Source organism: Pseudoalteromonas sp. T1lg76, from assembly GCF_002964725.1.
Taxonomy (GTDB): domain Bacteria; phylum Pseudomonadota; class Gammaproteobacteria; order Enterobacterales; family Alteromonadaceae; genus Pseudoalteromonas.
The window spans coordinates 166156-179522 of the sequence record NZ_PQCE01000025.1 but is presented as its reverse complement, the minus strand read 5'-3'; the positions used below and the strand labels follow the sequence as shown (position 1 = coordinate 179522).

General features: G+C 49.3%; 11 protein-coding genes. 5 read left to right on the top strand and 6 right to left on the bottom strand.

Annotated features, from left to right (window positions below; all coding sequences use genetic code 11):
• The first annotated feature begins 36 nt into the window (after nucleotides 1–36).
• Nucleotides 37–1932: a DUF294 nucleotidyltransferase-like domain-containing protein gene (locus C2M35_RS10240; protein WP_105265266.1), complete on the top strand. Its 1896-nt coding sequence runs from the start codon at nucleotides 37–39 to the stop codon at nucleotides 1930–1932.
• A gap of 2 nt (nucleotides 1933–1934) precedes the next feature.
• Nucleotides 1935–2636, top strand: a complete 702-nt coding sequence (locus tag C2M35_RS10235; RefSeq protein ID WP_105265286.1) for a 3'-5' exonuclease — start codon at nucleotides 1935–1937, stop codon at nucleotides 2634–2636.
• 248 nt (nucleotides 2637–2884) lie between these two features.
• Here C2M35_RS10235 and C2M35_RS10230 read toward each other — a convergent pair whose 3' ends face one another.
• The 3 genes from C2M35_RS10230 to asnB all read right to left on the bottom strand — a co-directional run bounded on the left by C2M35_RS10230 (nucleotide 2885) and on the right by asnB (nucleotide 8706).
• Nucleotides 2885–4459 carry a BCCT family transporter gene (locus C2M35_RS10230; RefSeq protein WP_105265265.1) on the bottom strand — a complete coding sequence of 525 codons (1575 nt, stop codon included), beginning with the start codon at nucleotides 4457–4459 and terminating at the stop codon, nucleotides 2885–2887.
• 247 nt (nucleotides 4460–4706) lie between these two features.
• Nucleotides 4707–6872: a S46 family peptidase gene (locus tag C2M35_RS10225; protein ID WP_105265264.1), complete on the bottom strand. Its 2166-nt coding sequence runs from the start codon at nucleotides 6870–6872 to the stop codon at nucleotides 4707–4709.
• Nucleotides 6873–7020: 148 nt separating this feature from the next.
• Nucleotides 7021–8706, bottom strand: coding sequence for an asparagine synthase B (gene asnB / locus C2M35_RS10220; RefSeq protein WP_105265263.1), 1686 nt, complete (start codon nucleotides 8704–8706; stop codon nucleotides 7021–7023).
• A gap of 520 nt (nucleotides 8707–9226) precedes the next feature.
• On the opposite strand from asnB, the gene C2M35_RS10215 reads away from it, so the two are divergent.
• The 3 genes from C2M35_RS10215 to C2M35_RS10205 all read left to right on the top strand — a co-directional run bounded on the left by C2M35_RS10215 (nucleotide 9227) and on the right by C2M35_RS10205 (nucleotide 11267).
• Nucleotides 9227–9973 carry an HNH endonuclease signature motif containing protein gene (locus C2M35_RS10215; protein WP_105265262.1) on the top strand — a complete coding sequence of 249 codons (747 nt, stop codon included), beginning with the start codon at nucleotides 9227–9229 and terminating at the stop codon, nucleotides 9971–9973.
• A gap of 123 nt (nucleotides 9974–10096) precedes the next feature.
• A complete protein-coding gene (locus tag C2M35_RS10210; RefSeq protein WP_105265261.1) occupies nucleotides 10097–10618 on the top strand; it encodes a GNAT family N-acetyltransferase in 522 nt (173 codons plus the stop codon).
• Between the two features lie 100 nt (nucleotides 10619–10718).
• The gene (locus C2M35_RS10205; protein WP_234000049.1) at nucleotides 10719–11267 is read left to right on the top strand and encodes an Lcl C-terminal domain-containing protein; all 549 of its coding nucleotides are present in this window, start codon (nucleotides 10719–10721) and stop codon (nucleotides 11265–11267) included.
• Nucleotides 11268–11311: 44 nt separating this feature from the next.
• On the opposite strand, the gene C2M35_RS10200 is transcribed toward C2M35_RS10205, so the two are convergent.
• From C2M35_RS10200 to pxpB, 3 genes are all read right to left on the bottom strand, one after another.
• Complete coding sequence (locus C2M35_RS10200) at nucleotides 11312–11524, bottom strand: DUF2061 domain-containing protein (protein WP_105216037.1); 213 nt, start codon at nucleotides 11522–11524, stop codon at nucleotides 11312–11314.
• 130 nt (nucleotides 11525–11654) lie between these two features.
• Nucleotides 11655–12623, bottom strand: a complete 969-nt coding sequence (locus tag C2M35_RS10195; protein WP_105265259.1) for a biotin-dependent carboxyltransferase family protein — start codon at nucleotides 12621–12623, stop codon at nucleotides 11655–11657.
• A 3-nt stretch (nucleotides 12624–12626) separates the two neighbouring features.
• Complete coding sequence (pxpB, locus tag C2M35_RS10190; RefSeq protein ID WP_158677961.1) at nucleotides 12627–13286, bottom strand: 5-oxoprolinase subunit PxpB; 660 nt, start codon at nucleotides 13284–13286, stop codon at nucleotides 12627–12629.
• Between the last annotated feature and the right edge of the window lie 81 nt (nucleotides 13287–13367).

The following is a 13367-nucleotide window of genomic DNA, read 5'->3' as shown; positions in this document are numbered from 1 at the left end:
GCTTCAGCCTATTAGCCGCAGATTAAAGGATGCACTATGCAGGCAGAGCAGCTTGAGATAGCTCAATTTCTCACTAGTCATTCACCCTTTGACGAGCTCCCCGAAGATGCCTTAGCCCATCTTGCGCAACAAGTCGAAGTCGCTTATTTCCGTGCCGGTACGGATATTCTTCACTATGGCGACGATATTGCCGACCTCTATGTCATTCGCTCCGGCGCGGTGGAATCCTACCGGCGCAGTGGTGAGCTTTACAACCGTATGGACAGCGGCGGTATTTTTGGGCAGATGGGACTGCTGATGAATCGCAAGGTGCGTTTTCCCGTCACCGCCATAGAAGACACCCTGGTTTATTGCATCGATGTGGAACTATTTACCGAATACTGCGATAAATTCGAGGTGTTTGCCGACTACTTTGAGGCCGATGGCAATGTACGTTTGCACCAGGCCATAGTCGAGCAAGCCGACAGCAATGATTTAACCACCGCTAAGGTTAAGGCCTTGTTACACAGGGATGTTGTGACCGTATCCGCCGATGCCAGTATTCAGGAGGTGGCTCTGCTGATGAGCGATGAGCATATCTCCAGTGTCTTGGTTACCGATCCCAACAAGCCCATTAGCGATGACCCAGAAGAAGACGACGGTCAGGTGGTGGGGATTATCACAGACAGGGATATTCGCTCTCAGGTGGTGGCGCTGGGGAAAAGCCTGGCAACGCCGGCCCATGAGGTGATGTCCACTAATCTTACCTTACTCGATGCCAATGATTATGTGTTTGAGGCGGTGCTGGCCATGCTCAGGGACAATGTTCATCACTTGCCTATTTTGCATAAGCGCAAGCCCATTGGCGTGATCTCCTTATCGGATATTTTGCGTTACGAATCGCAAAGCAGCCTGCTGTTGGTGCGTGGGATTCTTGCCCAGCAAACGGTGGACGATCTCACTCATTTTGCCAAGCAGCTGCCTAATGTCTTTGTGCGCATGGTCAACGAAGATGCTAATTCGCATATGATAGGTACGGCCATGGCGGTGATCGGCCGCACCTTTAAACAGCGACTGCTGGCCTTGGCTGAGGAAAAGCTGGGGCCGCCGCCGGTTCCTTATTGTTTTATCGCCCTGGGTTCCATGGCCCGGGACGAGCAACTCATAGTTACGGATCAGGATAACGCCATTATTCTTGACGATAGCTTTAACGAGCAGGAGCATGACGCTTACTTTCAGGCGCTGTCAGATTTTGTCTGTGATGGTTTGGCGGCGTGTGGCTATACCTATTGCGATGGCGAGATCATGTCGTCGTTTAAAAAATGGCGTCTTACCCGCAGTCAATGGCGCGAGCAATTCGCCACCTGGATTGCCGAGCCCAAACCGCAAGCCCTGTTACACAGTTCAATCTTTTTCGATTTGGATGGTGTGTGGGGCAAAACCAAGTGGGCGGAAGAGCTTAAATCTTATATCGCCAAGGAAGGGCGGGCCAATCGTAAATTCTTGGCAAACCTGGCGGCCAATGCCCGTAACCGTACGCCGCCGCTGGGCTTTTTTAAGGGCTTTGTGTTAGAACACGACGGCGAGCACAAGCATTCCATGAACCTAAAACGTCGCGGTACGGCGCCATTATCGGATGTTATTCGTGTGCATGCCCTGGCGGTTGGCTCGCGTAAGCAAAATTCGTTTGAGCGCCTGGAAGACATTATCGATGCCAAGCTATTGCCGCCGGGCAAGGCCCAGGATCTTCGCGATGCCCTGGAGTATATTGCCATGATGCGCATTCGCCATCAGGCTTGGCAAATCGAGCAGGGTGAAAACCCGGACAACAACCTGGATCCGAATTTGTTATCGCCATTCGAGCAGCGTAATTTAAAAGAAGCCTTTGCCATCTTAGAAAAGGCACAAAGCTTTCTGAAGTTCCGTTATCAAACCGGTAATGGGTTGAACTAGTGTTGTCAGATCACCTCATAGACTGGCCAGCACGCTACCAGCAGTTGGCCAATAAAGCTCAACATCCTCAGTTGCAGCAATTTTATCGAGCCGGCATAGCGAGCGGTGAGCAAACCCTGGGCGAGGCGCAGTTTGTGGCTCTGGACTTTGAAACCACCGGACTCGACAGCGCCGGCGATGAAATTGTCAGCATTGGTCTGGTGCCCTTTACCTGGCAGCGCATTTATTGCCGGCAGGCCCGTCACTGGTTGGTGCAACCTAAACGAAATTTGGCGGAGCAGTCCATAGTGATCCACGGCATTACCCATTCCGAAGTCGAAGATGCGCCGGACTTAAGCAAGGTACTTGAGCCCTTGTTGGCGGCTATAGCAGGTAGGGTGGTGGTGGTGCATTACCATGCCATAGAGCGGCCATTTTTGGCCAACAGCCTGTTGCGACGCATCAACGAAAGCATTGAATTTGCGCTCATTGATACCATGGCCATCGAGCGCCAGGCGTTACAGGCGCGCCGCGGATTTATCGGGCGCTTGCTGGGAGAGAAAATAGGCTCATTGCGTCTATCTGATTGTCGTGCCCGCTATAACTTGCCTCCTTATGGTGTGCATAATGCCATGACAGACGCCTTGGCTACCGCCGAATTATTGCAAGCCCAGTTGCGCTATCATTATCGCAGTGACACCCAGCTCAACCAGCTGTGGATGTAAAAAACCTGAACTTCGGATAGCGAATGCTTTTCTAGCAGCCAGTTTTGGCGCTAACTGCGTTGAATTCACTTCCAATAGCCAGCTATTGGTGCATCAATTCGCCTGGTTATCCCTAAAACTCTCTGGCTAGACAAGGGGTAATTTATAGTAAGTATTTAAAAACAATAAGTTAGCTCATCCCATATCCAAACCTCAGGTTAAAAAAACGCCGCTGATGCGGCGTTTTGTATAATCCCCAAATCCCAGGTTTAAGGTCTGGGCTCGGTGCGCAAACCTAAAATCAAGCTCACACACATCAGCAACAGCACTATGGTGAATGGCAGACCCGTGGAAACGGCGCCCGCTTGCAGTGCCTCCATGGCTTCTTTACCACCAATCCAAAGCAAGGCTGCGGCAATCGCGCCTTCGATAGAGGCCCAAAAGACCCTTTGTGGTACCGGCGCATCCACCTTACCACCGGCGGTGATCGAGTCGATAACCAAGGAGCCCGAGTCGGATGAGGTGATAAAGAACACCAGTACCAACACAATGGCGATAAAGGAGAGTACCTTGGTCATAGGCAGCTGCTCAAACATTTGGAACATGGCCAGCGGCACCTCGGTCAGGCCTTTTTCACCTAAGGATCCCAGGCCCGAGGCCACTTGATCTATGGCGATACCGCCATAAATTGACATCCAAAGCGCGGTTACTAAGGTCGGGATAAGCAAGACAGCAATGAGGAACTCGCGAATGGTGCGGCCTTTGGAAACGCGGGCGATAAACATGCCAACAAAAGGCGACCATGAAATCCACCAGGCCCAATAGAATACGGTCCAGCCGTGCATCCAGGCTTCGTCCTCTCGGCCATGCGGGTTACTCAAAGGGATAATATTTTCGATATAGCCAAGCAGGGTGTTCGGCAAGTTGCCCATGGCGGCGGCAAAGCCAACTAGAGCAACAAATAACAAGAGCGCAAAGGCGAGTATCATATTGACGTTACTTAATACCTTTACCCCGCCTTCGATACCGCGCACCACCGAGATAATGGCCAACAGGGTAACGCCAATGATCACGCCAATTTGCAAACCAACACCGCCGTCGGTACCAAAGACATGATTAAAGCCGGCAGAGGCTTGCTGCGCACCTAAACCCAGAGAAGTAGCTAAACCAAATAGCGTCGCCAGTACCGCAAGAATGTCGATTATATGGCCGGGCCATCCCCAGGCGCGGTCGCCTAAGATGGGGTAGAAGATAGAACGAATCGACAGCGGCAAGCCCTTGTTATAGGAGAAAAAGGCCAGCGATAGTGCAACCACCGCATAGATGGCCCAAGGATGCAGGCCCCAGTGGAACATGGTAGCGCCCATAGCGGTCTTCGCCGCCTCTGGAGTATGGGCTTCGACGCCTAGCGGTGTTTCGTACCAACCCGTGTAATAAGCCACCGGCTCGGCTACGCCCCAGAACATCAGGCCTATCCCCATGCCGGCGGCAAAAAGCATGGCCAGCCAGGAAATGCGCGAGTGTGAAGGCGTTGCCGACTCTCCGCCGAGTTTAATTTTACCGTAAGGGGAGACGATCAAGGCCAAACAAAAGAGCACAAAGAGGTTGGCCGCCCACATAAATAACACATCAAAATTACCTATGATGTCCCATTTGAGGCCGTCCAGGGCCTTTTTCGCGGTGGCTGGATCGGTAACCAGAATAGCTACCAAAAAGATGATGATAAGGCCAGCGCTAATGCCGAAAACAGGGTTATGAACATCAAACCCCCACTTTTGCACATTATCCTGGCCGACGGTGTAATCGGTATTTTCTATACTGTACTTGTCATGATGTTCACTCATGCCTACCTCTAGTTGTTAAACCCATTAGAGCCAAGGCCTAGTTGAGTGAGTCCACGTAAATCAATGATTTGTAGACTAACTAAATTAGACCCCTTGATATGTACAATAGTTTAGGGATTAAAATATAAATGTAAATTGTCAGCGCGATAAATGCCATAAATGAGGTGGTTTTTGTATTTTTTATGCGCATAAAAAAAGCGCCGGGTGGCGCTTTAAATTATATGGAATAATTCGCGGTGGAATTAGTTTATTTCACTATCACCATTTCATTAAGCAGGTTATCGGCCTTATCGACATAACGCATAACCCACAACATGTAGCGGCTGTCGACATGAATCGAACGATTTAAGTTAGCGTCATAGTCCCAGTCGCCGATGATGCTCTCACTCACACCGTCGAACAATAAACCCACCAGCTCGGCATTACCGTTAAGCGTTGGCGAGCCGGAGTTACCACCTGTGGTATCTACTGTACTTAGGAAGTTAACCGGCACCGAACCCAGGCTGGCCATCTCGTAGCTGCCGTAGTTTTTGGCGGTAATTTGCTCCATTTGTGCTGCTGGCGCATCAAAAGGTGCCACACCCGTGTATTTCTCGGTGATCCCTTCAAGGGTAGTAAACGGCGTATAGGTCACAGCGTCGCGCGGGCTGTAGCCTTTTACCGAGCCATAGGTTACACGTAATGTGCTGTTGGCATCGGCATACACAGGCAGGCCTTGTTCCTGGTTGTAAGCAATAATTGCGGCCATATATTGTGGGCGAATTTTATTAAGCTCACCGCTTAACGCCTTGTCTTCTAGCTCACGCTCACGCATTTGCTCATAAGTGGCAACCGCCAGTTTAATAAAGGCATCATCGCTTTGTTTAAACTCGGTAACCGACTTATCCATCCAGGCTAAACGTACTTGCTCATCGTTAAGCTCGGTGTTTTTGTACATGGCGGCTAAGGTCTTAGCCATTTTTTCCTTGCTGTAGCCCTTGTCTAAGCCAAGTGCCTTATCCAGAGAAGCAACGCGTTGTTGCGGCTCAAGTTGGGCGTAAAGATCAACAAAGTGGGCCATTAGTGCCATATCTACGGCATCGTCATAGCGACGCGACAGGCTGGTCATACCGGCTTTGAAGCGGGTCATATCACGCTCTTGATAGCCAGGTTCACGCTGGGCATCAGGCAGTTGTTGCTCGTTAGCAAGACGATACAAGCGGCTTGCCGTTGACATCATGGCGCTGCGGTTTAAATAACCCAGGATTAAATCCAGCTCGCTGCTGGCCTGTGACTTGGCAATCAAGCTATCAAGCTCTTTAAGCACATGAGCGTATTGTTTTTTACGTGCTTTATCAGCATTGATCCAGCTTGCCAACTCGGTGGCCAGTTTATCCTTGCGCTCCTGCATATCGGTTTTTTGATATGAGTTAACCATGCCGCCGTAGTTTTTCGCATAGTTGGCCAGACTCGCCAGCGTGCTTTCATAGGCGATACGGGCTTTAGAGCCTTCTTCGGCGGTGGCCTTGATGATATCCATGGACTGTTCACGGTAGGCCTTGGCTTTAGGGTACACCTCGGTAAATTGATGCTCTACCTCGGCATTGGTGCGATAGCGGTTGGTGCGACCCGGGTAGCCGGTAACCATAACGAAGTCACCTTCTTTAACACCTTTGGCGCTGACCTTTAGGAATGAATCCGAGCTAAAGGGCACATTCTCTTCACTGAAAGGCGCTGGCTTGCCGTCTTTACCCACATAGGCGCGGTAGAAAGAATAGTCGCCGGTGTGACGTGGCCACATCCAGTTATCAATATCGCCGCCGTATTTACCTATACCCTGTGCCGGGTTGTAAACCAAACGCACGTCCTGGATTTCCAAAGACTTGATCAGGTAATACTCTAAACCGCCGTGGAAGCTATACACATTACAGCGGTAGCCACCGCCTTGCTCACACTCCCCAACCAAAGATTTTTGGGCTTGCTCAATCGCTTTGTAGCGCGCGTTACCATCCATAGAGTCGTTGAGCTGGGCGTTAACCTTGTCGGTGACATTGGTTACTTCTTCGGTCACATAAACACGTGAGCCCGGAGAGGCTGGCAGCTCTTCGCCATAGGTTTTTGCCAGGAAGCCATTTTGCAGAATATTATTCTCCGGCGACGAATTGTACTGAATCGAGCCGTAGGCACAGTGGTGGTTAGTAACAACCAGGCCCTTAGGAGAGACAAAAGAAGCCGTACAGCCACCCAGGCTAATCACAGCGTTCATTGGAAATTCGGTCAGCTTAGAAATGTTTTTAGGGTCGATTTCAAGGCCTTTTTCCTTTAATACTGACTCTAGCTGCGGTAATTGATGCGGCTGCCACATGCCTTCGTCGGCAAGCGCAGGGTTGATGGCCGTCGCCAATAGGGCGGCGCCAATAAGAGATAAACGCATAGTTTCATCCTAGTTGTTATATTTTCGCGACGCAGTGTCGCGCAGCAAAGGGTTAGGTGCAACTTTTTACGTTTACAAAATGTTTCCAACCATCAGAGCGGTCCGAGCAACAAGAAGGTGGCGCAGTCGAGACTGCGCCGGGTAGGTGTTATTCCTTGAGTGCAGCCTCGGCTGTGTAGGCGGCTTGGTGCGTATTGGCGGCGCGCCCGGATGGGTCAGCATTGGTTTGAAATGACGCATCCCAGGCCAGCGCTTGCGGGGTAGAGCAGGCCACCGATTTGCCGTGGGGCACACACAAGGTCGCAACCCCGCCGGGGAAGTGTTGCTCGAAGATATTGCGATAAAAATACGCCTCTTTGCTATCCGGGGTATTGAGCGGAAATTTAAAGTGGGCGTTTTGCATATCCCGGTCCGATACCTGCTCTTCGACGTAGGCTTTAAGTGAGTCTATCCAGTTATAGCCAACGCCATCAGAAAACTGCTCTTTTTGTCGCCATAAGACCTCTTCCGGCAGATAGCCATCGAAAGCTTCACGAATAATGTGCTTTTCGATGCGCCCGTCCTTACACATTTTTGCATCCGGATTAATGCGCATGGCGATATCGATAAATTCCTTGTCCAAAAACGGCACTCGCGCCTCGACGCCCCAGGCGGCCATTGATTTATTGGCGCGCAGGCAATCGAACATATGCAGCTTGGCCACCTTGCGGTTTAATTCGTCATGGAATTCCTCGGCATTGGGGGCCTTATGGAAATACAGATAGCCGCCAAAGAGTTCATCGGCGCCCTCGCCGGAGAGCACCATTTTAATGCCCATGGCCTTAATATGACGAGCCATCAGGTACATGGGGGTAGAGGCGCGCACCGTGGTGACATCATAGGTCTCCAGATGGTAAATGACCTCCTTAATGGCGTCTATTCCTTGCTGCACGGTAAAGTGAATAGGGTGGTGAATGGTGCCGATATGCTCGGCAACCTTGGCGGCGGCGGTAAGATCCGGCGAGCCTTCAAGGCCGATGGAAAAGGAGTGCAACTTTGGCCACCAGGCATCGCTGGCATCGTTATCCTCAATGCGCTTGGCGGCATATTTTTGGGTAATGGCGGAGATAAGCGAAGAGTCCAGGCCCCCTGACAATAAAACCCCATAGGGCACATCGCACATCAGCTGGCGTTTTACCGCAGCCTCCAGGGCATGTTTAAGGGTTTCCGGCTCGGCATCATTGTCTTTGACCGCGGAATATTCTTGCCAGTCTCTGTGATAATAGCGCTGGTATTCGCCCACCTCGCTATCAAGGAAATGACCGGGAGGGAACTCCTCAATGTTGTTACATATTGGCGTCAGCGCCTTGAGCTCGCTGGCCACATAAAAATTTCCGTATTCATCGCGGCCGGTATAAAGGGGGATAATGCCAATGTGGTCGCGGCCAATCAGGTATTTATCCTTTTCTTCATCGTACAGGCAAAAGGCAAAAATACCGTTGAGCTCGTCGAGAAAGGCACTGCCTTTTTCTTCATACAGGGCGAGGATCACCTCACAATCGCTCTGGGTTTGAAATTCGTAGTCTATGGTCAGGGCATCGGCGAGTTGCTGATGGTTGTAGATTTCACCATTGACCGCCAACACATGGTTGCCGGCTTTATTAAACAGCGGCTGTGCACCGCTTTGTACGCCGACGATGGCCAGACGCTCATGCACTAAAATGGCCTTGTCGCCGGTATAAACGCCGGACCAGTCCGGGCCGCGGTGGCGCAAGAGTTTCGACATGTCTATGGCTTGCTCGCGCAATTGCGCAATACTGGACTTGATATCGAGCACCGCAAAAATTGAACACATATTTGTTTTCCTCATTCCTATCTCGAGCTTTTGTTGTAGCAGAAAAAATATGCCAAGTCACATGCTTGGCTAGGTTGTTTTTGAATTTTTTATGCGCCAATTTAGTGCGCTATTTCACCCTTATGCACTAAGGTGGGTTTTGGGCGGTCAATCTCCGAGCTGCTATCGCAATTTTATGGGAAAAGCGGTCTTATTACGTGCCGTACTCTTTATGCCCACTAGGCTGGTGGAGGTTTGCTTGCACCAAACAAGCGCGGACTCTAGACGGGAGTATTATGGTTTTATTTAACTGGTTATTGGCGGGAGTAAGTAGATTGCCACGGTAGCAAGGGAATCTATTGCTCTATTGCTGCATCACCTTTGCATTGTACGAAGGAAAAAATTAATTTACTGTATGATTTATAAATATTTTTTATTCTTATTAGTGCGACAATAGATGGGTAGTTTCCTTCCTACCTTGAAAGGATACTTACCTTGTAAGGTCCTGCTAATAAGCTGTTAGGTATACAAGGAGTGTTCAGTGGCAATTTCAGATAAAAACCGAAAAATCCTTTGGGGTAAATCTGGAAATAAATGTGCTATGTGTAGGCATACTTTAGTCTTTGATAGTACTCAAATGGACAATGAGTCTATTGTTGGAGAAGAATGCCATATTATTTCTGGTGCGAACAAAGGCCCAAGAAGCAATCCGGACTTTCCGAAAGATAAAATTGATGATGTATCAAATCTAATTTTGCTTTGTCGGGTTCACCATAAGCAAATAGATGACCAGGTCGAAACCTATACGCCAGAACGATTAAGAACAACAAAAAACAACCATGAAAAATGGGTTGAAGATAAACTTAAAGATCAGCCAGAAATACCTAAAGTACGGATAAAGAGAACAAAAGAGGAAATCCCTGAAAAATTACCTGTTATCAATACGGGTAAAGAAATGTTTAATTTGGCTGCTGGTGCATATGCTTTTTACAATGATTACAGCGACAATTTAACTGATGAAGAATTAGATATAGTCGCGAGCTTTATTCAAAACGTTAAAGATTGGGCTGAATTGGCTAATGAAATGGAACCAATTCAAAAAATTAATGCATCAAGAGAGCTAGATAAAGAGATAAAAGCATTACGCGAGTTTAATATTTTCGCCTTTGCTGCAATTGAAAAGCAAAAAATGGTAGGTGGTATTGGTGGGGAATCTTCATTTCCTGTACTCCATCTTTCGGTAAATAAGGCTAATGACTCTAATGTAGTAACTGGCGAGGAGTTGTAATGTATGCCTAACAAGTCGCTCAAGAAAGGACGTAAAACGCTTGGCTTGCGCTCATTCTTCGCTAATTTTAGCCAAGCGCTTTTCGCCGCTTAGCAAAGCGTTATCCCTATAAAAAGAGGCCCTATGTTCCTAAAGATATCGAATAACATACATCTTAATCATTTAAGCGTTGCAGATGCGCCGGCGCTGTTTAACGCTGTTGAGCAAAGCAGAGCTAACCTCTCTCAATATATGGCGTGGGAAAAAAGCGTCCTGGATATTGCCTGTGCTCGAGCTTACATTCAAAGCCGCTTAAATAGTGGCTTAGATGGGGCGCAGTGGTTCTCGATTCAGTTTCACAATCAATTCAGTGGTGTCTTTGGTGTTAAATATATTGACCCTGATAAGGGAGTATGTGAACTCGGTTACTGGCTTGCCGACAACGCCCGAGGCAATAGGGTGGTTGGGCAAATTTTAGCGGTGATGATCCCCTACTTAGCGACTGAGCTGGGTATTAGCACCATTGAATTCCAGTGTTTAGAAAACAATTTTGCCAGCATTAAAATAGTTGAACGTGCTGGGGCAAGGCTTTTAAGGAAAGTGCCAAATACATTGGACATCCCAAATAAAGAACAAGCAATCGGCATCTATTCGCTGCAAGTATAGACGCTGCTTACCACGGCGTTAAGCCTGAATTGGCTGCGGCAATGTTTAATTAGATAGAGAATAAAGAGCCTTGTGCAGGACTAACTAAATGCAGAGACACATGAAACTTAAATTAATCGCAGTAATAGCACTTGTATTGAGTACTGCAGCCAGTGGCTCCAACAAGTGCGCTTCTGTCGCAAATAGCTGTATTGATGTCTTCGATACGGGCAGTGGAAAATTGTTTACTAACTCACCATCAGTGGCTTACCTAGACGGTATTGGAGGAAGTCCAACACATCCAACACACCCAACTTGGACTGTGGATGGCACGCGGGGACCATCCGGCACTTTCTACCTATTCAACTGGAGCAATGCAAAGGCACTGTGTAATACCTATAATTCCCAAAGTCTCGGAGGGCGAACCAACTGGCGCTTACCAACGCGAGAAGAGTTAATGGGTTTATATGACAGTTACGGTAATATGTTTAGTGCACGGGGTTGGCCAACCGATGGCACTTACTGGTCGGTGACAGCCGATGATGCTTACTATTACGACGTGGATCTCGGTTATGGCTATGTGAGCACCAGTGAACCGAACAGCACGAGCGACAACCCCAACTTATTCCCGAGCTATACTACCTACGCTTCCTGCGTTTCAAACCCTTAGCATTGAGTGTTTTATTTAAGTTCACTAGATATAGAGACGCTGCTTTAAGCAAGCAGCACACTTGTGTCTTCTGCATTCATAGCGTGCTTACGCTCAACCAGTCCCCAGGCTTTCTCGTGGAAGTAAAATGCCACTGTATTCACCGCCGGCTCGACAATGGCGACCAGGCCTCCAAGCACCAGGCTACCGGTTAATAGGTAGGTTACACCAAAGGCAATGGCGAAATGCATGGTTGCGAAAGTGGCTGTTTTCTTCATGACTAATTCTCTAAATCTCCAGTTCAAGTCCGTTTATTATTAGTCAGGCATATTGATAGATAAAATGGGTTTATATGATTAATGCAATCACAAAAATAGAATGAATAACTCAAATCAGCTTTTGAGCGTTTTAACTAGACTCGCGGCGATAGCGCATGGCCAAACGTAGGCGATTAAGCTCGTTCTGATGTTGTTGATTCAATTGTCGCGCCTGAGCCAGGGTCACCGGGGTAAAGGTGACGCTGTGGCCACCCCTGAGTTGCCCTAAGCGCGGCAGATCTGCGGCGATCACCTGACCCAACAGCGGGTAGCCGCCGGTGGTTTGGCAATCATTTAACAGGACTATGGGCTCGCCGCTTGGCGGCAGTTGTATACTACCCGGTGCCACCGCTGTGCTTTTAATGCTTAAAGCATGGCTTAGATTATGGCCAATGGACTCGTCAAGGTCCGCGCTGGTTGGCTCTGCCTGCAGGCGCAACCCCATGCGGTTGCTTTGCGCCGATACCTGCCAAGTTGCCTCGCTAAACGCGAGTTTAAGTTTTGCTGCTAAGCCAAATTCTCTGGGCTCGGCAATATAATGGATTGGGCCTTGGCGCCTGGGTAACTTGGCTCCCCAATTAAGCCACTCAAATTTGCTGGTGGCGAAAGCAACTTGTTGTCCTTCCTTAAGAGCGTGCCCATCCAGGCCGCCGAATCCGGCCATGCAATCCGTGCTACAACTGCCCAAGAGCGGCTCTAAAGCAAAACCACCGCTTATGGCTAAATAGCAGCGCAGGTTCAGAGACGAGGAGGCAAAGGTGAGGGTTTGCCCAGCTTCAGCCCGGTAACACCAGCCGGTTTCTATGCGCTTCCCGTTTAAATTAGCGCTCATATCGGCGCCGCTAAGAGCAAAGCAGCACGGTCGTTCAAAACGCAGCTTGGCCATGCCCAGGGTGATCTCTAACGCGGCAGCATCTTCGTTATTGCCTACCAATAGATTGGCAACCCGTAGGGCATCGCTATCAAGGGCGCCGCACTGGGATACGCCTAAGTGACGGTGACCAAAGCGGCCAAGGTCTTGAATAGTTAGCTGGGGTCCGGGCTTAATGATGGTCAACATGGTCTAAGCCTCCACAAAGCGCAGGGTATCGCCAGGGACGAATAATGCCGGTGGCTGTTTACTTGGGTCAAACAGCGTCTGCTCTGTGTGGCCGAGAATATGCCAGCCACCAGGAGAGTTAGCAGGATAGATGGCGGTTTTATCTGCGGCGATGGCAACGCTGCCTTTGGGCACTAAGGTACGGGGTGTAGCCAAACGTGGCAGCTGCAGGCGCGAGTCCAGGCCGCTGATATAGGCAAAGCCGGGCTGAAAGCCGATAAAGTCCACGGTATAAAGCCCACTGGTGTGAATATTTATGACCTCGCGCTCGCTAAGGCCACAACTCTTAGCTATCGAGGCGAGATCCAAGCCGTGTTTGCCACCGTATTGCACCTTGATCTCATGAAACTGACTTTGACTGCTATCTTCATCAAATTGCTGCCACATCAGCAGTAAGTGTTTTTGCACCCTCTCTAATTCGAGATGACTGCGGCCATACAGGGTCAAGGTTTGATCGGCACTGACTACATCTACATAATCAGGTTGTAGCAGCAACTGGCGGGCCAAGGCATTGATCATACGCTGCTTTTGCGCCGTATCGAGCGCGCTAATAGGACTGGCGTCCAATACCAGGGTGGCGTTATCGATTTGATAAAAATGCGGCGCCGGCAAGGCTGAAGTCATAGCAAGCTGATCCTTAATTCTGGTGTTACGGCTTAGCTCTGGGCTGTGTGAATAATTATAAGCCTGGGTACGGTCTAATAA